The organism is Gordonia sp. SMJS1 (assembly GCF_029866425.1).
GTDB classification, from domain to species: domain Bacteria; phylum Actinomycetota; class Actinomycetes; order Mycobacteriales; family Mycobacteriaceae; genus Gordonia; species Gordonia hongkongensis.
Window position 1 is genome coordinate 87,879 of sequence record NZ_CP123382.1, and the last position, 19,012, is coordinate 106,890.

Genomic DNA, 19,012 nt, shown 5'->3' on the forward strand with positions numbered 1-19,012 from the left:
TGTTCATCGCACGCGTGGTGCGTGGTTTGGGCAGGCCGATTGTGATGACGGCCGACACTGGCGCAGGCAGAGGGTGGAATTTCGGGTGAGTGAGTGCGGCGGTGTTCAGCTGAGTCACTAAAAAGGTGGTGGCAACGGTACGTCCATCTCGTCCACTGCGTGTCGCACGGCAGAGCAGTTCTCATTGCCGGGCCTTGTGGTCGATCTGGAGGTCGCCGAGGCTTGCCAAGGATGCTGCGCCGTCTCGCCATTCAGTGGCGGCCGTTTGAAGGATCTGTGCCTGGCCGATCAGGGCTTGGCCCCGGGCGAGTGCTTCGGCGATGGCTCGCTGCCGGGTGATCGGGAGGTTGGGGATCATCGCATGCTGAAGTTTCAGGCGGGGGATGGTTGTTCCCGTGCGGGTCGCGGCGACGTCTGGACCGAGCATGCAGAAGCTGAGATATTCAGCGTCGACACGGGTCGGATCGGCACGCACTACCGTGGTCAACGGATGGGGAACTGATTCCTCATCGCCACGCCAGACCGCGGCGCTAGGGCCGTTGACGCCAGGATGAACGAGGACATCCCCTGGGCGAAGGTAACCTCTGGCGGTGTCGTCATCGGCGACATAGCCGGTCGTCGCAAGCCCTGTGGGGGTGGGTTTCACGATTGGGACCAGTCCTTTGCCTGGTTGCGAGTGAATGCCTTCCTTGGGAATAGGTCGGCTTCGAATGACCTCTGCCACGTCAGTAAGTGGTTGGAGTGCGGGTTCCGAATCGGCCAGGGTGAGGTCGGGAAGTGGGAGATCTAGCTCGTCGATGGTTGTCCGTAGCAGCGCGGCTGCGGTACGTAGCGTCGTGAGGTAGTCGGTCGTGGTGGCTTTGTCTTGCGGTAGCCATGCATCGGGATGCAAGGGGACATCCTGCCGTTTGAGTACATCGAGGATGCTCACGGTGATTGCGCCGGCGGGTTTCTCACCGTTCTCGATGGCGGTGAGGATGTTGCTGATCGTCTTTCTTTCGGTGTTACCAAGGAGCTGTTCGCCGTCGATGAAAACGATCGAGTCGAACGAGTCGCGGGGTTTAATCACCCACATATAGAGATCAACGGAGGTGTCGTAGCGGAAGTCAGTACGCGGTCGGTGAGTTCGTGAGTCTGGACTCGCGGTTGTGGCTCTGCGGGGGAGGCGGATGATGGCCTCGACGTAACCATTGGTGACCAGGGCACGTCGGACACCGGCGACCGCGCCCTTGGCGAAGGTCGTGCCGCCGGCAGTGACGACCGCTGCTGCTCCCATGTCGGGGGTCAGACGTGCCGCCGCCAGACATACCCAACCGATCTCACTGCGGCTCGAGGGGATCGCTGGGAAATCTAGTTGGCGGCTTAGTGCCTCGGTTGCCCATGCGTCGAGTCGCGTACCTAGGGGTGGGTCGATGATGATGGCGTCGTACTGTCGGCTCGGTTCGAGGAAAGCATCGCCGACACTGATTGTTGCCGGCCAATTGTGGAGGTAGGCGCGGGCGGTGCAGAGTGCAGCGGCGACCGGCGAGATGTCGGTACCGGCCAGGTGGGATGTTGGGACAGACTGGTGCGCTGAAGCAAGGAGGTTTCCGACCCCGGCGGCGGGGTCCCAGATCGTCGTGTGGTCTTTGTGGACCAGCCGGGCCAGCAGTTCAGCGAGCACTGGGGAACTCGGATAGTAGCCAGCCTGGGGATCGGTGAGGAGGGCATCTGCAACCTCGGCGGTGTCGCCGTAGTTCAGGTGCGCAACTGTTTCGAACAAACTGATGATGCGTTCCGTCGCCCATCGGTGATCCTGAGACTCCCGCCACAGCGGATCGACTAGCAGGGCAATCGAATTGAGGCCAGCGGTACGGAGTTGGTCGGTCGCGCGGTGAAGCGTATCCACGAAATCATCTGTACCGAGTGAGGTGGCGAAAGGTCGTGGAAAACTTGGTACTTCGTGAGCGGCAATCTTGCCACCGTTCCACGTAACAGAGCCGCGGAGTTCGGCATCGTGGGCGAGGGTATGCCAGGTGAGGAGGCCGACGATGGCAGCGGCGGCCTCACTTGTGTCGAGCGCTCCTCGCAAGATGGACATCATCGCGGTGTGGATTTTCGAGATCGAGCGCTTGGCGAGTCCCAAGGGCTTCCTGTCGGGGAACTGCTTGCGGTACCACTGCTCGATGTCAGCGAGGGCAAAGAGTGGGCGGTTGGGGCTGGATTCGGGAAGCGGGTGCGGGAAGGTGTCGCGGTAGCGCGTACGCCACACGCTCGCGGTAGGTTTCGATACCCCTGCGGCGTCGGCGATCTCGGTCATGGTGACGGTTTGATTCATCTGCGGCTGGGCCATGATTAGGCGACCTCTGTGATGTTGGTGTTCTCATCGAATGTGATGACGCGGTGCGCGGCCAGGCGTGCCTTCGGCGATAGGGCATCGGCTCGACTGACGACCGTGGTCCGGAGTCCAGCACTCGCAGCGGTGGCGATGACCGGGGCGAATCCACCGTCGCCACTGACGAGGACGAGTCGATCAAACCGGCGCATTGTCGTTGGATGAATGATCTCGGCCTGCAGAGCACGATCGGCTCCGTCGGTTCCAGGGAGCCAGATCACGCGACGACCGGGACAGGCCAGGCCGATCTCGAGTGCGTTCCGCGAGTGCGAGGCGGCCAGAACATATTGGGTGGTGACGCCGAATGCGGTGGTCAGGTGACGCATGAAGCCCTCAACGGCGCTCTGGGTCACCTGAGGAGTTCCCAGGGCATTCTCAATGTCGACCATGACGATCGACCGATAGTGACTACGGACGGACACGGTGAACCTCACTGATCACTCGCGAGTGTGCCACCGTATTAGCTCACTCTCTTGTGAGTAAGGCTAGGGCGGCACGCCAACCGCTGTCAAGTGTGTCAGCCTGTTAGCTCATCAAGGTTATGCCACAGGTACTCGCCGAAGGTGGGGACTCCTCGCGGCCGTAGGTTTAACCTTGGACAGATGGAGTGACGGCGCACGCCCCTACGAGTGCCGCGGTTGCGGCACCCGCCATGTGGCACCTGCTGTCAGAAGGACTTAATAACACTGAGTCGAGACCTGGGCTTACTGTCCTGCGTCCCGAAGTCTGACACCGCCGGCGTTTCGGCGGGTCGGTTATCATCCGGTGCGACAGTCGAGCGTAGGAGGGCGGCCTCCACCTGCGAATGTCGCAATCTCGTACGGGGAGGTTTCTAGTGGGTCTAAGCGTGCGGGTGGCACCCGGCGTTACTCTCCGCGCATCATCACGCGGCGTAGGAGCTAGCGTCGGGCCCCGCGTAGCCCGGGTCCACAGCGGGCCCGGTGGTGGTCTAGGTATCAGCTCGGGCGTTGGACCCATCACTGCGAGCGGTCGACTCTCTGGCGCACGCCCCGCCCAGAAGTCCCAGCGCGGAAGTTCCCGACAAGCAAAGCCGGCTATGACTGGCGCCGAAATCGCTACGTCAGTAGCGACGTCGGCGTTCTCACTATGGAACGCCTATGAGGAAGCGAAGCGTAAGCAGCACTACAAAGAGGCGAGGGTGCTCGAGAAGCGTCTTCTCACACAGCATCTCGTCGAGTATCCGCTCGCGCGCCGCCGCGAGGTCAAGCTGGGCAGGCGGCACAAGTTCCGTAGAACGGCCAATCAGTTGGAAGCAGAAGCAGAAGCACGACAACTGCAACGTCAGTATGACGACGAATGGCAGAAGTTATGCGACCACGATCCACACACGGTAATCAGGTTGGTGGACGGGGCCTTCGAGGACAACCACCTCCCGTCGACTTGCATCGACGCAGGACGCGAACAGAATGTCTCCTATGTAACGGTCGTGATCCTGTTCCCCGGCCGTGAGGTAATTGCTCCCGTGAAAGATACAAAGACAAGAAAAGTGCGGTCTCGCACCGACTCCGAAGCGACGAAGTTCTATCAACTTGCACTTGCCTCGACCATCGTCGGAACCACCAACGAAGCTTTCGCCGTGTCGCCGAGAACCATGCAAGTAAGAGTTGTTGTCTTACGCCATCAATATCGGCTCTTTCGCGCCGGTCGAGTACTACCGTTGTACTCCCATGTCATACACCGGGCACACGAAGGGACCGATTGGACCGACGAGGAGCTTATTGATGAGATTCTTGGCAGCTCGTCGGGGGCAGACGTCGAGATAGACATGTTCGGTTGGCCACAACCACTCAAGGGGCGGCAGCACGGCGACCTCACGGCGGTCGCCGAGCGGTTTGGCGATGTCCTTAGGATTCGAGATCGGCACCTGGGTCGCGATCCGTCGCGCTGACTACTGCAGAGGCCGGATGTCGGCCGAGCGGAGACTCGCCAGCCCAAGTTTAGACAAACTCTCAACAGGCGCGGCGTCCGTCTTCTGGACTGATATGTAGGCGGGAGCTTGGACTTACCGTGTGATGAACCCGAGTCTGCCCCCAATTTTGAATCTGGTTCGTGATTGTCGACACGTGATCGAACGGATCGCGGTACTCGCTTAGGAGCGAGGCCGAGTTCCCTCGACCGGAACGGTGGAGACGAACGCTCGGTCCGGTTACAATGGCACAGCTACGGATCAATCCATTTGTGAACGACTGATTCACAGACTCCGTAGCGATCAAATAGAAGTGCCAGATGGAAGCTATTGCCCTTTGCGGGGTGAATCCGTTGCCATTGAAGGACAACGGAGCCGTCCGGGTTTTCGGATCGTGCAGAAGGTTCTCCGATCATGTAGGTGATCTGGGCGATCGGGCGAGCTACAGGATCGAGCCGCATAACGGAAATGACCGAGTTCCAGCTGCGACGAGGCAGCGGACCGGGATATGGTACTCGACTCCAGACGCAATCTTCGGGAACAGGGTCCCCCGGTTCGGGTACCTGAGAGGCATCGAATTCGACGCCGGGGGAGGATGCGCTTGTCGAGTAGGCCACGAAACCATCAGGCATGGTCGGTTCTGGTTTAGCTCTACCGAGCAGCGCTATGAGTCGTGGTCGGTCGTTTGCGTCAAATAGAGGTATGTTGTGCCGTGTTCCGGTGGAAGTGTGCAGGATAATGCGTGACGCCTTGATGGGTGTTGCGTCGACGACGTCCGAACGCGCGATGTGCAATACCGGCGGTGACGACGTGGGTGGGCTCTGCGCGATCCACACCCGAACTGAAGTAACGATGCAATGGTCGTGCGCAGGTGAGATCCCGGTGGTGCGCACTACATAGTCGACGCGTTCGTCAGGAAACAGAAATGGTGCCATCTCGTCACCCCAGCGGCTGAGTTTCTTAGCATTGATGCGCGATCCAACGTGAATGGGAGCGAGGGGCTTGCTCGGTGGTGGTGGTTGGGGTGAGGGTGGTTGTATGCGAATGTAGAGATCTCCGGAACTGCCGTCACCTCGCAACGCGCCCCTTCCAGGCACGCGAATCAGTTGGCCGTAGTGCGCGGGTGTCGGCAGACGAAACCGCGCAGAGCGGTGCGCGGCGACGTATCCGCGTCCGCGGCAAGCTACACACATAGCCGTCATGGCAGTGGAATCTCTGCAATCGGAACATGGGACGCTGATTGGAACGGAAGTCGTGTGAATGACGTCGGGTTGTTGAAGTTGGTCAACGGTGAATTGCGCCGTGATAACGACATCGCCGCTCTGAGATTCCACTGAGGACCAACCTTTCGTCAGTACGTACCCCGCCGTCGAGCTAACTGCTCTGCCAACTCTGCATAGGTCAGAGTCTCGCGACCACCGCTGACCCGGTTGGCAAGAACGCTCGCACGTGGTTCCGGGGCCCAAGTCGTGGAAGCACGCACGATCTTGCAGCCGCTCGTTTGCTGACTGTCGGGTCATGCCGGTGGCCGCGCCAGTGGTGCTCACGAGCGTAGACCTTGTCACCCCACACTCACTGCTCCCTGACGATCCGCACTTCGAAGTCAGATAGCTCTCTCGTCAGACAAGGACTCGGCGTTCGTACGAGCGTTGAGGGGTTTGCCGTGACAACCACCGGCTGTCGTCCGTCCTCGATGAGCCCGCGCCCGTGTTCCGAAGCCTGGATCATTTAACCCTGCTCTCAATCAATCACGTTGTGTAGCAATCAAAACGATCGTCAGAAAGGGGATCAGTTTGAACACCACCGACAATTTGCGCGCCGTCATAGTCACCGGTGTCGTCGCCGCCGGAATTGCCGCATCGGCGCTCACCGGCGGGCTCACCGCGGCACCCGCTCAGGCAAACACCCACACCTACAGCGGTGTCGTGGAATGCACCGCGTGGCGCAACACAATCCTCACGAAGAACCCCAACCTCGGCGCAACAGCCTGCGCCCAGGGCTTCAAGGGCTGGCAGTTCGACACCTACCAGGCTCCGACGAAACAGCCGCAGCTCACCTGGTAACCCTCGCCCTGCTGTGCACTGCGCCCCGCCAACCGTGTCGGTTGGCGGGGTGCAGCCGTACGGGGGACACTGGAGGTCCGTTATCGGGGCAGCTCAGGGCTACGGGGGCCGCCCTCACGCCTGATCTCGTCACGTGTGCACCACCCGCGAAGTCTGGCGACTCGTTCGCAGTCAGGACTCACCGCTCTGTGGCGGTCGTCCCGCACGCCCCCAGCGTCAGCGCCAGCACGGCCACACTGCCGGCCAGGAGCCGGGCTGGTGTATTGCGGTGTGGCGCGAGTGCCGGCCTCGTCGGAGTGGGAGGGAGATGGGTGTTGCGGAGAGCCATTGGGCGGACGGGCCTTTCGGGGGATGCGGCACAGCACGAACGGTCGATCGAGGTGTCAGCTCTCTATAGCAACCCCGTCAGACAGCGTTACGGCATCCGGCATCCCCGTCCCGCATTTGCTCGGCGCCTCCGGCCGAGCTCGAACTGACACTGGGCGGGTTCTTAATCCGTTGCCTCAACCCGACGGTCTGCTGTCGGATCAGCAGCGACCTTGCGCGCTCCATCGTGAGTCGGGAACTCGCCTGGCCGACAACCCGTTCGGAACCAACAACGAGCCCGCTATATGACTATCCCTGCCTGCTACCGGACCCTCTTTAAGACGCGAAAACCGTTGTCTGCAAGCCTATTACACGTAATACTAGCATTACATACGCTTATTAGCGTATAGTGCATTACGGCAACATCAAGAAGCCCCCCCGAGGCTGATGATTTGACAGGTCTACGCCTCGGGGGGGTTCTACAAGAGAAGGAATCTCCGATGAACAGTGTAACTCTGGATGTAACAAACTGGCCGAGCGCTTCGGTCGCGGCGCTGATGGAGTACGCCGATCAGCTCAGCGCCGAGGCGGCTGGCTCCGTCGTCCAGGACGACGAGTCGTGGCGATCGGCCGACTACGAGGGATGGACGCTCAAGCACGTCAATCTGCTTCGAGATTATCTCGAGGAGCGTGGAGATACGGCGAGGCTGGAGTGCTTCGATGTAGCGATCCGGCAGGGCGGGTGGGTCTCCCGCGAGCAGGTCTACCGCATCTCCGGGTATGAGCCCGACCGGCGCCTGAATGGCTGGACCCGGCCCTTCGACACCGCCGCAAATCTGCTGGAAGACGGGTACGAACTGCCGAAGGACGCCCCCTGGCCGGTGTGGGCTGATTATCCCGAAGGCAGCGGTTTTCATCAGGCCCGAGGCTTTCACGTCCACCCAGGAATCGTCCGGCTCGTACGCGAGCACGAGGAAGCCCAGACTGGTAAATAGCAACTAACACAGCGATGCCGCTGACCCGTTTCTAATCGGGTCGGCGGCATCGCTGTCGGATGACTGCACACCTGAGACCAGTGACAGGCAGATGAGACCTTGCGACAATCTCCCGACGCCCGCGGCTTGGCCTTCTCGGCCACCGGGATCGTCACCGTGAGCACACCGTTGTCATAGGCAGCAGAGATCTTCGCCGCACACGCGGTCTTTCCACCGCTCGTTTGCTGATTGCCGGGTCATGCCGGCGGCGGCGCCGATGTCGGCCCACGAGCGGCCCAGTCGGCGTTCCTGCGGGCCTCCGCGGCGGCTCGGATCTCGCCGTCGACGTCGATCGGGGTCGAGATGGTCATGCTGCCACACCGCTCGTGCGGCGTCCGCGACCTCTGGCCGCTCGTCGGCGTGGACGTCGGTGTCGGGGGTGAACACGCGATGGCGCGCGAGGTCCTCGAGGGATGCTGAGGGCACCCGTGTCCACTGGACCGGATCGGTCCAGGTCGACACCTCGGATCTAGATCGGCTGGCGCAATCGCAGGAAAACACCCAGCCGGCAATCTCGGCCGACGGCCGCAAACCATCCTTGCCGCGCCGGGCCGACTCGACGAGCTCGTAGTCCACGCCGTCGAACCAGGGGTGCAGCTGGAGCCACATACGATCGCCGACGCTACGTTTTCGGTAGTGCGTGTCCAGATGCCGCGCTGAAGACCCGCCACAATCCTTGCTATGAGCGCGTCACCGCCCACACCGCCCACACCGCCCACACCGCCCACACCGCCACCGCCGACACCGCCACCGCCACCGCCACCGCCGACACCACCGCCGCCCACACCAACCTCACTCAAGGACCGCGTGCTGGGGTGGCTACGTGACCCTGCATGGTGGTTTCGAGACATCGTGATCGTCGGTCTAGTGTCAGGTCTCGTCCTAATTGCAACTGCCGAAATTGATGATCGCCGTGCAACGACAGACCGCGATATCGCAGCCCAAGTCGAGAAGCGGGCAGAGCGTCTCGAGAACCTACGGTTCGTGCGCGAGCGCTCAAACGCAGATCCCAAAATTGTGCGCCCATTCGCCGGGCTGGACCTCGCGGAGCAGAATCTTCGCGGCTTGAATCTATCGAGGGCAGACTTGTCTGATGCGGACCTGGGGGGAGCCGACTTAACTCGGGCGGACTTGGCCGGAGCTAACCTCACCAATGTGAACCGTCCTGGGTCTGGTGGAGACCGTGATCTCACCAGGAGAATACGGATATGGGAGCACCACGGAAGTTCGACCAGGAGACCCGTGAGCGGGCGGTGAGGATGTATCGGGATCGGCTTGCCGAGCCCGGCGAGTCCAAGTCAGGAGCGCGTCGTCATGTCGGGGAGTTGCTCGACATCAATCCGGCGACGCTACGCAACTGGATCGAGAAGGACACTCCGATCGTCTCCGGATCGGGGACGACGGTGGCCGCCCATGACGCGGAATTGCGTGAACTTCGGCGGGAGAACGCCGAATTACGTAGAGCCAATGAGATTTTGAAGACAGCGTCGGCGTTTTTCGCCGCGGCGGAGATCGACCGCCGACTTCGTTGATCGTCGAGTATATCGACGCTCACCGCGACCAGTTCGGGGTCGATCCGATCTGCCGGGTACTCACCGAGTACGGAATGCAGATCGCCCCGTCCACCTACTACGCCCACAAACAACGGGGCACGATCTCGGCAGCGACGCTGTCCGAGGCGTATGCCACGCACGCCGTCTACCAGCAGTTTGAGAAGAACCGCTGTGTGTATGGGGTGCGCAAGATGTATCACGCGATGTGGCGTGCCGGTCACATGATGGGACGCGACCAGGTCGGCCGGCTGATGGGGATCTGCGGAATCTCCGGAGCGGTTCGTGGCTCGCATCGCATCACTACGACCCGTCGCGACGACCAGGCGCCTCGTTTCCCTGATCATGTTGAGCGGCAGTGGAATACACCCACGCATCCCGATCAGTGGTGGGTCGCCGACTTCACCTACGTGTGGACATTGGCCGGGTTCGTCTACGTGGCGTTCCTCGTCGATGTGTTCTCACGGCGCATCCTCGGATGGCGGGTCATGACCAGCAAGCACACACCGTTGGTGACCAGTGTGGTCGAACAAGCACTGTTCACTCGACGGAGATCCGGATTCGCTTTTACACCAACGGGTTTGGTGCATCACAGCGATGCGGGAAGTCAGTACACGTCGTTGGCGTTCACCGCCGCCTTGACCGAGGCCAACATCACCGGTTCCATCGGATCGGTGGGCGATGCTCTCGACAATGCGCTCATGGAATCGGCGATCGGCCTCTACAAGACCGAGTTGATCGACACCGGCCGCACCTGGACCGATCGGGGCCACGTCGAACGAGAGACCGCCGCCTACATCCACTGGTTCAACACCGAGCGACTGCACTCGTCTCTGGGCTACTGCTCACCCATCGAATACGAGACGCGCTACCGTGACACCGTCGCCTCCGAGGCGGAGGTGGCCTGAACCAGGTCTCCATCCGATCCAGGACGGTTCAATGCGAACCTAGCGGGCGCCGACCTCACCCATGCAAACCTGGCGGGGGCAAACCTGAAGAGGGCGAATCTCTACTTCGCAACACTAGAATATTCGAACCTGACCGGAGCGAATTTGGATAGAGGGACGCTGACCCACGCGGACCTGTCCGAAGCGAACCTGTACGGCGCAGACCTCCGAGGAGCAGACATGCTGGGAGCGAGTCTGTGGAAGACGAACCTAGAGCGTGCGGATTTATCCGGGGCAACCATGTCCAACACAAACTTGACCGGAGCGAATCTGCGGGCCATCTGTTGGAACTCCTACACGATGTGGTCACCTCAATCGCCGCCGCTTCCGTCAAGTAACAGATGCGCGTATTGATTTATGTACTGCACTCACCTCGGCAATTTCGTTCGCGTCTACGGGAGGCGTAGTGGTGCCGGCCGATTCGTGCGAGTGAGCCTTGCGGTCGTCGGAGGGATCATCCCCCGACCGCACGGCAACGCAGGTCAGCGGATAACCCCACCGCGCCGCCAGGGTGCTTGCGTCGTTGAGGCCGTCGACCAGCGGACCACCCGACGGGTATAGATTGCCGTGGAACGTGGCTTGGTTGATGACACAGATGCGGCAACCGACAGCGGGGTGGGCAAACCCATCGCTGATGCGTGCCGACCATAAACGGTTGTAGAGGCGGAGGCCCGCCGCTACAACACCGTCGCGCATCAACGGCGCCCGCGACAGAGCTGGCCCCCACCCATGCGCAGCCGAGTCCGCTGCTGGCCGAATCCGCCTCAGGTCGTCACCAGGTGCAGTGTCGCCGGCGACACTGCACGCTTCGCCGGCGACACTGCACGCTTCGCCGGCTGCTTGGGCGGATTCGGAGTCGCTGCCGCCCCGATCGTCATCGGCTTCACCTTCGGCGGCCCCTCGGGCGCGATCTCGGCGGCCAAAGCGTGGATTCCGCGGCTCGGCGCCGTCGGGGCCGGAGTGATGAAGTGGTGCATGCAAGCGATCTTCGGACTCCGCATGTAGCACTGTCCCCGGACACCCGAGCCGTAGTACCTCGCGAGACCGAATAGCAGGACTTCATCCTCGTCGTCGACGACGCCGAGCGATCGCCTGGCCCGCCGCGCTCGTTCGCGCGAAACGACGGGCCGCGGGATAGTGATGACATGGGTATGGCGAAGCGCATGATGATGCAGGCCGAGGAGCAGGGCTGGTCCTACTCCGACGCTGTTGTCTGTTCGCAGTGCCTCGACGACCCGATCCTCAAGCAGTCGGTCCATCACGCCGCTGACACCTCGATCGGACCGTGCACGTTCTGCGGTCGGCGGCCCGCCGCGTCGCTCGACGTCGTCCTGGAGCTGGTCGTCGACGGCCTGAGGACGGAGTACACCGACCCGATCAACGAGGCGTACTACGACTCCAGCGAAGGCGGGTATCAGGCCGAGAGACAGGACACCGGAGACCTGCTCTACGAGAACGACGTCAGCAGTGATCACGCCGTCGTTGAGGAGATCGCGCGGAACATTCACACCACTGAGTGGTGCGACCGCGATCTGGCCGTGCCGCCGGTGGGCATGGGCCTTGCGTGGAGTTGGGACCGGTTTCGTGAAGAGGTTCGCACGCGGCGTCGCTACACGTTCCTGCTGCCCGATCCTGCCGGGGAAGGCGAGCCGGGGATGCATCTGGTGCACGAGGTTCCCGCCGCAGTCACCAGAGCCGTCCAACTTGCCGATCTGGTTATCGACCTGCCCGCCGGTGGCACCTGGTGGCGTGCGCGGGTCGGCAACGCGGGGGAGACGTTCGCGACCGCCTCCGAGATCGGCCCACCGCCGTCGGAGTACGCGCGTAGCAACCGGATGACGCCGGCAGGGATCAGTGCGTTCTACGGCGCCTCGACGCGTGCCGGTGCCGTCGGGGAGGTGAGCAAGTACGCCGACCCCGGAAGCGGGCTCAGCGTCGGCGAGTTCGCGCTCCAGCGTGGAGTGCGGGTACTCGATCTGCGTACCCCGCCGCCCGTTCCGTCCCTGTTCGACGCAGCCGACCGGGACCGGAGGCCGGCAACTGTATTTCTGCGGGAGTTCATCAAGTCCATCGGTGAACCGACCCGCCCCGGTGGCTCCGATGAGGTCACGTACATCCCGACCCAGATCATCACCGAGTTCCTGCGCTATGGCCTCCCAGATGGTCCCGTCGACGGCATCCTGTGGCGGTCAACAGCAGTCGATGATGTCGACTGCTGCGTGCTGTTCGTGACCCCGGAGGAGTGTGCGGACCGCGGGAGCGAGACACCGGACACCCGGCTCGTACTCGACCACCGGACGATCACCCATCAAACAGTTTGACAACCGAATCGCGCGGGGGCCCAACGAACGTCGGCTCCGGTCATGCCCGTTGGCGTGTTTGATGGGTTGCGCTTCCTGCAACGATGGGATCTCTCAGCAGAGACGCCGAGGTCGATCGCGAGCTGCGGGTCTTTGAGCTGAACTTCCCGCCGCCGCAGACGAGGCCATTTGCCGATTGACAGGTGGCGGATTCCACGAGGTGGCAAAATCTAGGGAGCGTGTCTCCTAGAGGACGCCGCGGTCCCAGTCCGACAGCTCCCGCGCATGACGCCGCGCCGCCAATCGGCTCTTACCGAGCCCCAAGCCTCCGTTGGGTGGTCCACTCCGATGGTCGACAACCGCACACAGGAAGAAAAGACCGCCGCCCGTCTGGCTTGGGAAGCGAAATACCTCCCGAAACCATCGCGACAGAGCGGGTCGACTTCGGCAAAGACTCCCAGCTCAGCAACAGTTGCGAGCAGCAAGTCGACTCTGCCGCGGCGGTCTACTCCGATGGTCGACAACCGCACACAGGAAGAAAAGACCGCCGCCCGTCTGGCTTGGGAAGCGAAATACCTCCCGAAACCATCGCGACAGAGCGGGTCGACTTCGGCAAAGACTCCCAGCTCAGCAACAGTTGCGAGCAGCAAGTCGACTCTGCCGCGGCGGTCTACTCCGATGGTCGACAACCGCACACAGGAAGAAAAGACCGCCGCCCGTCTGGCCTGGGAAGCGAAATACCTCCCGAAACGATCGCAGGCCACCCAAGCCCCTCTCTCAGTGCCAGCGCAGCGGAGACCGGCCGTAAAACAGCCACAGGCATGGCCGGCGATCACTCCGTCTCGCTCAGGTGTGGCCGAACCGGTAGCTACACCCCCTCGCGCGGAGCGCGAGAGCTTTAGCGAAGGCGTAAGCAAAGCTGCAGCTGGGGGGTTCATTGCTACTGCTCTCGCGCACTGGCTCGGCTGGTAGCCGGGCGGCCCTGTCGTCGTGGTGGAGGACGCGAGTGACGTTTCAGCGATGAGCTGGCGTTCGGAGGGGGTGGTCGGCTCCACTGCTCGCTCCTTCGGGCCGAGGCCCGCTCAAGCTCGCTCGATCTCTGCCTGGTCGACCCAGCGTGCCAGAAGGCTTAGCGCGGCGAGCTGTTCGAGGGCGGTCTGTTCGTCGAGATCGAGTTCGTCGTTGGGCAGGTGGCCAAGCGGGTTTCGAATCGCGCTGAAGCACCCAGCACCGAAGTCCATGGCACCCTGGCGCATGGATTCCCGAGTCTCGTCTTGGATGATCTCGGGGAACCGAAGCCGTGGCTTACCGGGTTCTGGCTGCTTGGGGCTGAAAACCTCCTGCACGAGCTTGCGATCCGATAGGTCGCGCCGTCCCACCTTTGCCTGGATCAGCGAGTTAACCGCTTTTGCGGCTGCGAGTACCGCCTCATGCCGCTGACCTAGAGACCATTGCGGCTCCGCGGCCTTCCAAATGAGGTGGTGCATTGAACCTGCTGTGATCCTTGGTGATGCATCCCCCCGACCTAGCCTCTCCGCGACCTCGTCGTGTGACGCTAGTCGTGCAAGCAGCTTTCGGGCCGCGTCACGCTCGAGCTTGAATTCGTCGTTCTTGCTGGCCTGGCTCTCTACCCGCCACTCTGGATAGAGGCGGTCGAGTATGGGTCTCACAACCTCGGCGAGCTCAATTGCTTGGGGTCGACCACATGCAGGGGCAGACTGATTGGTGATGTAAGAGACGCGACCTGAGCTGCTGGACTGATTGACGGGCCGAGTCTGATCGACAAACTGTTCGAGTCGTTCACGAGCCCAATCGGTGTCGACTCCATCAAGGTTCACACCAGGGATGATAGCTGGACACCACCCTCCGCCCGGCGCTCGTTGCCCTGTCGCGTCGGCGTCATCGCTTGCTAGCGCGGCATATTCGGGCGTTGCATTTCCGGTCCACCGTCTGGTTTCAGGATGCCGGCCAGTCTGGCACCGGGACCTCAACCTGGTAAGGAAGCTAGGGCAGCACCTTCGTGGTCATTGCGACCGCAACTCGGACGACGCTGAGGTTGTCGGCCTGCGTTTGCGCCCCACTTGCTCACATACGGTCTTTCCACCGCTCGTTTGCTGATTGCCGGGTCATGCCAGCGGCCGCGCCGATGTAGGCCCACGAGCGCCCCAGTCGGCGGGCCTTGGCCACTGCGGCGTCGAGCCGCGCGTCGGCATCCCTGCGGGCCTCCGCGGCGGCCCGGATCTCGCCGTCAACGTCGATCGGGTCGAGATGCTCACGCCGCCAAACTGCTTGGGCGGCCGCCGCAATCTCGGGCCGCTCGTCGGCGTGGACGTCGGTGTCGGGGGCGAACACGCGATGCCGCGCTAGGTCCTCGAGGGTTGCCGAGGGCACCCGCGCCCACTGGACCGGATCGGTCCAGGTCGACACCTCGGAGCTGTCCCAGCGACGGCAATCGCAGGACAACAGCCAGCCGACAATCTCGGCCGACGGCCGTCGACGATCCTCGTCCGGGTGCCGGCCGGTCTCGACGATCTCGTAGTCCACCCCGTCGATCATGGTCGACCCGTGGCTCTCGGCCCCGTCGTCGAACACGGCCACCAACGCCGCCTCGTGGAAGTGCGTGTCGCTCTCATGCATCCAACCCATGCAGATATGGTAGACCCGTGATGTCAGGTAAACCAGACGTCAGGTTGCCTCGGTGTCAGGTTTACCTGACATAGGATACGTTACCGGCGATTGTAAATCGTTGGGGGAGAGTAACTTTCTAGCGACTGTGACATAACATCGCGAGAGATCTCGGCGACGTGAAGTGTCGACTTGAGCGAACTTGCGATCCGTAACACCGTGTGTGACAAATGCAATGTGGGCAAGGATGCGCCCGGGCGCCGGGGAGGACGGTCGGGACCATCCTTGCCCGCGCTCGCGCGACTTCAGTGCCCGCACACCGAGTCCAAGGTTTGCGTGCGCACGAGATTGGTCCCGGTGCGTGACGCGCCGGGACCAATCTCGTTCAGTTCGATCAATTGACCTTTACGGAACGGGGATACCAGCCTCATCTGGCATCCAACGCTTCCGCGTCCAGAAGGCAATCGCGCCGAGGAACGGTAGCGCTGTAACAATCACAGCCCAGATCGCTCCGCGCAGCTTCCCTGTGGGTTCAGCGGCGACGGACCATAAGGCGATGGGCCACATCACTAGCCAGATGCACACCACACCAGCGCCAATCGCGTAGCGGACTGTGTCTGCGAGGAGTCCGTCCATGGTGCAGGTGTTGTCGGTCGCGCAGTCGGCAAGGCCCGCCCCTGCGACCAGGTATGTACCACCCATGGCTCAACGGTACTGTCTACCGCGGTGGGGTCTGCGAGAGCTTGTATTTCGGTGAATTTGGGTCCGAGGGAAGGACACCGTCCACCGCCTGATCGAAGTGCTCACCGAAAGAGAGGTTGCCCTTTGTGAGGTTGTGACGAATCGCTGCGCACCACAATGGATGCAGCCCTTCTCCTACTGAGTCAGGAAGTCTCCACCAGCCCCAGCGATAAAGAGCTTGCCCGGCCGATTGTCATAGTCGGCGACGACGCGAACTTTCAACGTCACACCAAGTCCGTAACGGATCTCTTTATTAATGGATCGACCACCCCAATCCTGGACGACGTAGGGTGTCGCTGTTCGGTCAACTTCCCAAAGGTCCAAGGTCGCTGGAGTCTTGAACACCAACGTAGGTCCATCGTAAAGATGGATCTGTGTGATTGTGCCGTGGCCGACCATCCTGAACTGGAGGATGACCCTTTGTAGTTTCGGGCGGCCGGCTGATCCTATAATCACAGGGGTCGGGATCGGAATATGAAAATAGTACCAGAAAACGTCGCCCGACTGGTATCTAGGCAAAGGGAGGGTAAAGGTCGTCCCGAATCCCTGAGGGAGCGCCTCGGTCTTGGGGCTCTCTGCCACCGCAGCGGTCCCGTGGGTCCACGACGCGTACAAATCTTGGGCCATAACGGACTCCTCTGCGCGGCCAGGCGATGCCGACAAGTGTATAGGAACAACAGGAAATGTAGCGATCGATTAGTCCGTAAGAATGACACCCGCGTCAAAATACGATGTTGTTGCAAACTAATAATTCGGGCAGTTATATTGTTACGAAATACGCTATTTACCATCCAAAGAAGGGTGCATAACGGACCTTCATGTGTCGATGCGAACGATGCAAATGCCGTGCAAACGGCACTCTTTGGCTCACCGGTCGACGGCTAGTCGGCAGTTCGAACCGGGAGGCGTCGCATCATTACGGCGGACTTCCGGTCGTCGTTTCTGGAACGAAAGGCGGTTGGCCGCTCTCTCCCCGATACTTCCGCTGGCCGCACCGCTTTCGGACTTCGGGGTCGGCGAACCACCAGTCAACGGACTGAATCCACGTTTCAGGTGGGCCGTACGACCGAACGGTTACCCCGTCCCAGTTCAATATGCCGTCCCAGTGCAGATTTGAATACGTCCGGTCGAAACGGATGCTGTCACCGCTGTCCACATACTCAGCATCCCGAGGGAGCGTGACCATACTCGACTCTTTTGGAACGTACCCGGGACGGTTGCTCGGAAGACCGCGCCCGGGGTTGTAATCCGAAAAGTCGTGTCGCCCCCTCTGACCTAGGTTGGGCCAGCGAGCAAGGTAGTAGATCCCACGGGTGTAGATCCGGTGGGGAGACGGATTGAAGAGCTCCACTGTCGCTTGCTTGCTGGTATACACCTCGAAGTATCCGTCCGGCCGCGGCCCGTCAGTCCAGGGTGCGGGAATCCCGGGGCCAAACCGTCGCTGCCATTCGACCTTGAAGTCGCCCACGACCGGGGCTTGACATTCGCCGCTCGGAACCCGGTCTGGGGTCGCTGTGACGATCACGGTCTCCACCACCGTAGACGTAACGACAGAGGGTTCTGGGTCCGCGCACGCTGACACACCCCCCAGCATCAGACACGAAGCCAGCACGAGCTGCGTAGTGCGTGCTGATCTGGTCACGCCGCTAAGATATCCCGTTTCGTACGAATTCAGGTCTCCGCTGGCGCCGGAGAACGCAACCGGTCACGGCATGACCGCGGCGGCGCGGAGACAGCAGCAGGTCAGGTGTCCGAGCTGGCCGAACACGAAAGCCTCGCACCACGGCGACGTTGTTGCATGAGTGCCGGCGTAGGACCGGCCCATAGCAACCCACCGTCGTACGGTTTTCACATGACAAGACGGCGCGACGGTCGGTGGAATCACAACCTGCACTACCACCGCGTGGTCCTCTCCGCGCTGCCTCGGAACGCGCACACCGGTCTGGACATCGGAACCGGCAACGGACTGCTCGCGGCCGACCTCGCTGGGGTCGTCGACTCGGTGACCGCGATCGACGTCGATGCACAAGTGCTCGACGAGGCCCGCCGCGAAGCGCCGAGAATCGAGTGGGTCTGCGGCGATGTGATGAGCAGCCCTTTGCCCTTGAGTCGTTCGACGTAGTCGCTTCGGTGGCGACGCTGCACCATCTCGGCGACCCGGCCCAGGCACTCCAGCGGTGCGCGGATCTCACTACCCCTGGCGGTGTGCTGGTGGTGGTCGGATTGGCGCGCGCATCCCGGGTGCGCGAGCACATGCTGCACCTGGCCGGCGCTGTTCAACACCGCTTGCTTGTCAGCCGTTACGGCTGGTGGGAGCACACAGCACCAAGAGTCTGGCCGCCGCCGTACACGTACCGCGAGATCCAGGCCGCTGCCGCGCAAATCCTGCCGGGGTCTCGATGGCAGCTCCTGCCAATGTGGCGTTACGCGATTGTCTGGCGTAAGCCAAAACCGTGGTGATGCATCACGCTGCTCTCTGGTGTAGATCAGCCAGTCGCGAGCGACGCGATCGCCGGCGATCCACACGTGATCACGCTCGACACGATCGCGCGAGGAGTGAACGCGGTTGTGCGCGGCGCGGCACCGATCCCTGACGTACGGGGCAGAAGGCTCGCCGCCGCAGCCCGCACGAACTCTGCTGACACCGTCGACGCGAGCGACGCAGACGCCATCGTGCAGACGGCGCTCTTCGGCTCCCCGTCTACGGATAACCCCAACCTGCGGGCCCTCCGCACGTCCGAATCACATTGTCAGATCGTCCGCAGGACTCCGTCGTCGTCTGCCGCTTGGCGGTAGTCGCTGAGTGAGAGGTTGGCGATGGCGAGGTTGTCGGCTACCGCCGACGCGAGTGCGGGGAGCACCCGAAGCGAATCCCCGAAACTGGAGATCGCGAGCAACGGGTGTTCGTCGTTGGTCAAGGTCTCGTCGTCAACGACGAGGGCGTAGGTGTTGTCGCTCTCAACCAGGAGCTCTTCGAGGTCATCCGCGGAGAAGCCGTCGAGTTGGGGGTCGTCGATGACTTCAAAGTTGGTGTCACCGGAGACTCTTTCGATCTCCTGAAGCAGCTCCGCCCAGGATTCCTGCGAGTTCGATGTGACTCGGACTAGGAGATTCTGGCTGTTTGAAGGCAGCGTAGGCATAGTCG

15 protein-coding genes, 2 pseudogenes and 1 other annotated feature are annotated in these 19,012 nt (G+C 62.0%); of the genes and pseudogenes, 8 read left to right on the forward strand and 9 right to left on the reverse strand.

What is annotated here, in order from left to right; translation table 11 throughout:
* Nucleotides 1–181: 181 nt before the first annotated feature.
* Both QAD21_RS24190 and QAD21_RS24195 read right to left on the reverse strand, forming a co-directional pair.
* Nucleotides 182–2,332: an N-6 DNA methylase gene (locus QAD21_RS24190; protein ID WP_280361894.1), complete on the reverse strand. Its 2,151-nt coding sequence runs from the start codon at nucleotides 2,330–2,332 to the stop codon at nucleotides 182–184.
* A gap of 2 nt (nucleotides 2,333–2,334) precedes the next feature.
* A complete protein-coding gene (locus QAD21_RS24195; protein ID WP_280361896.1) occupies nucleotides 2,335–2,700 on the reverse strand; it encodes an NYN domain-containing protein in 366 nt (121 codons plus the stop codon).
* A 731-nt stretch (nucleotides 2,701–3,431) separates the two neighbouring features.
* Between QAD21_RS24195 and QAD21_RS24200 the strand changes: the two genes are divergently transcribed.
* Nucleotides 3,432–4,283, forward strand: coding sequence for a hypothetical protein (locus QAD21_RS24200; RefSeq protein WP_280361898.1), 852 nt, complete (start codon nucleotides 3,432–3,434; stop codon nucleotides 4,281–4,283).
* Between the two features lie 272 nt (nucleotides 4,284–4,555).
* Here QAD21_RS24200 and QAD21_RS24205 read toward each other — a convergent pair whose 3' ends face one another.
* Nucleotides 4,556–5,236 (reverse strand): hypothetical protein, encoded by a 681-nt coding sequence (locus tag QAD21_RS24205; protein WP_280361900.1) that lies wholly within the window; start codon nucleotides 5,234–5,236, stop codon nucleotides 4,556–4,558.
* Between the two features lie 858 nt (nucleotides 5,237–6,094).
* Between QAD21_RS24205 and QAD21_RS24210 the strand changes: the two genes are divergently transcribed.
* On the forward strand, nucleotides 6,095–6,364 hold the full coding sequence (locus tag QAD21_RS24210; protein ID WP_280361902.1) for a hypothetical protein: 270 nt from the start codon (nucleotides 6,095–6,097) through the stop codon (nucleotides 6,362–6,364).
* Between the two features lie 806 nt (nucleotides 6,365–7,170).
* Entirely contained in the window at nucleotides 7,171–7,665 is a 495-nt protein-coding gene (locus QAD21_RS24215; protein WP_280361904.1) for a hypothetical protein, read from the forward strand.
* A gap of 119 nt (nucleotides 7,666–7,784) precedes the next feature.
* Here QAD21_RS24215 and QAD21_RS24220 read toward each other — a convergent pair.
* Together QAD21_RS24220 and QAD21_RS24225 are read right to left on the reverse strand one after the other, a co-directional pair.
* Nucleotides 7,785–7,862 (reverse strand): annotated as a pseudogene (locus QAD21_RS24220) (Hsp20 family protein); the annotation flags it as partial.
* Nucleotides 7,837–8,313, reverse strand: coding sequence for a hypothetical protein (locus QAD21_RS24225; protein WP_280361905.1), 477 nt, complete (start codon nucleotides 8,311–8,313; stop codon nucleotides 7,837–7,839). The pseudogene QAD21_RS24220 and the gene QAD21_RS24225, both read right to left, overlap by 26 nt.
* Nucleotides 8,314–8,721: 408 nt before the next feature.
* On the opposite strand from QAD21_RS24225, the gene QAD21_RS24230 reads away from it, so the two are divergent.
* The 4 genes from QAD21_RS24230 to QAD21_RS24245 all read left to right on the forward strand — a co-directional run bounded on the left by QAD21_RS24230 (nucleotide 8,722) and on the right by QAD21_RS24245 (nucleotide 12,522).
* Complete coding sequence (locus QAD21_RS24230) at nucleotides 8,722–8,961, forward strand: pentapeptide repeat-containing protein (RefSeq protein WP_280362135.1); 240 nt, start codon at nucleotides 8,722–8,724, stop codon at nucleotides 8,959–8,961.
* Nucleotides 8,913–10,162 (forward strand): IS3 family transposase gene (locus QAD21_RS24235; RefSeq protein ID WP_280361907.1). Its coding sequence is split into 2 segments (ribosomal slippage): nucleotides 8,913–9,204 and nucleotides 9,204–10,162, totalling 1,251 coding nucleotides; the frame shifts between segments, so codons are not numbered across the junction. The genes QAD21_RS24230 and QAD21_RS24235 overlap by 49 nt, the downstream gene beginning before the upstream one ends.
* Nucleotides 9,194–9,325 (forward strand) — a sequence feature (AL1L pseudoknot). Its footprint overlaps the gene before it by 132 nt.
* A gap of 768 nt (nucleotides 10,163–10,930) precedes the next feature.
* Nucleotides 10,931–11,206: a hypothetical protein gene (locus QAD21_RS24240; RefSeq protein WP_280361909.1), complete on the forward strand. Its 276-nt coding sequence runs from the start codon at nucleotides 10,931–10,933 to the stop codon at nucleotides 11,204–11,206.
* A 140-nt stretch (nucleotides 11,207–11,346) separates the two neighbouring features.
* Entirely contained in the window at nucleotides 11,347–12,522 is a 1,176-nt protein-coding gene (locus QAD21_RS24245) for a HEPN-associated N-terminal domain-containing protein (RefSeq protein ID WP_280361910.1), read from the forward strand.
* A gap of 1,061 nt (nucleotides 12,523–13,583) precedes the next feature.
* Here the strand turns inward: QAD21_RS24245 and QAD21_RS24250 are convergent.
* From QAD21_RS24250 to QAD21_RS24260, 3 genes are all read right to left on the reverse strand, one after another.
* The gene (locus QAD21_RS24250; protein ID WP_280361912.1) at nucleotides 13,584–14,339 is read right to left on the reverse strand and encodes a TIGR02391 family protein; all 756 of its coding nucleotides are present in this window, start codon (nucleotides 14,337–14,339) and stop codon (nucleotides 13,584–13,586) included.
* 247 nt (nucleotides 14,340–14,586) lie between these two features.
* Nucleotides 14,587–15,147, reverse strand: a complete 561-nt coding sequence (locus tag QAD21_RS24255) for a hypothetical protein (RefSeq protein ID WP_280361914.1) — start codon at nucleotides 15,145–15,147, stop codon at nucleotides 14,587–14,589.
* An 855-nt stretch (nucleotides 15,148–16,002) separates the two neighbouring features.
* A complete protein-coding gene (locus QAD21_RS24260) occupies nucleotides 16,003–16,494 on the reverse strand; it encodes a hypothetical protein (RefSeq protein ID WP_280361916.1) in 492 nt (163 codons plus the stop codon).
* A 1,225-nt stretch (nucleotides 16,495–17,719) separates the two neighbouring features.
* Between QAD21_RS24260 and QAD21_RS24265 the strand changes: the two are divergent.
* Nucleotides 17,720–18,327: pseudogene (locus QAD21_RS24265) on the forward strand (class I SAM-dependent methyltransferase).
* 290 nt (nucleotides 18,328–18,617) lie between these two features.
* On the opposite strand, the gene QAD21_RS24270 reads toward QAD21_RS24265, so the two are convergent.
* On the reverse strand, nucleotides 18,618–19,007 hold the full coding sequence (locus tag QAD21_RS24270) for a hypothetical protein (protein WP_280361918.1): 390 nt from the start codon (nucleotides 19,005–19,007) through the stop codon (nucleotides 18,618–18,620).
* Nucleotides 19,008–19,012 lie beyond the last annotated feature (5 nt).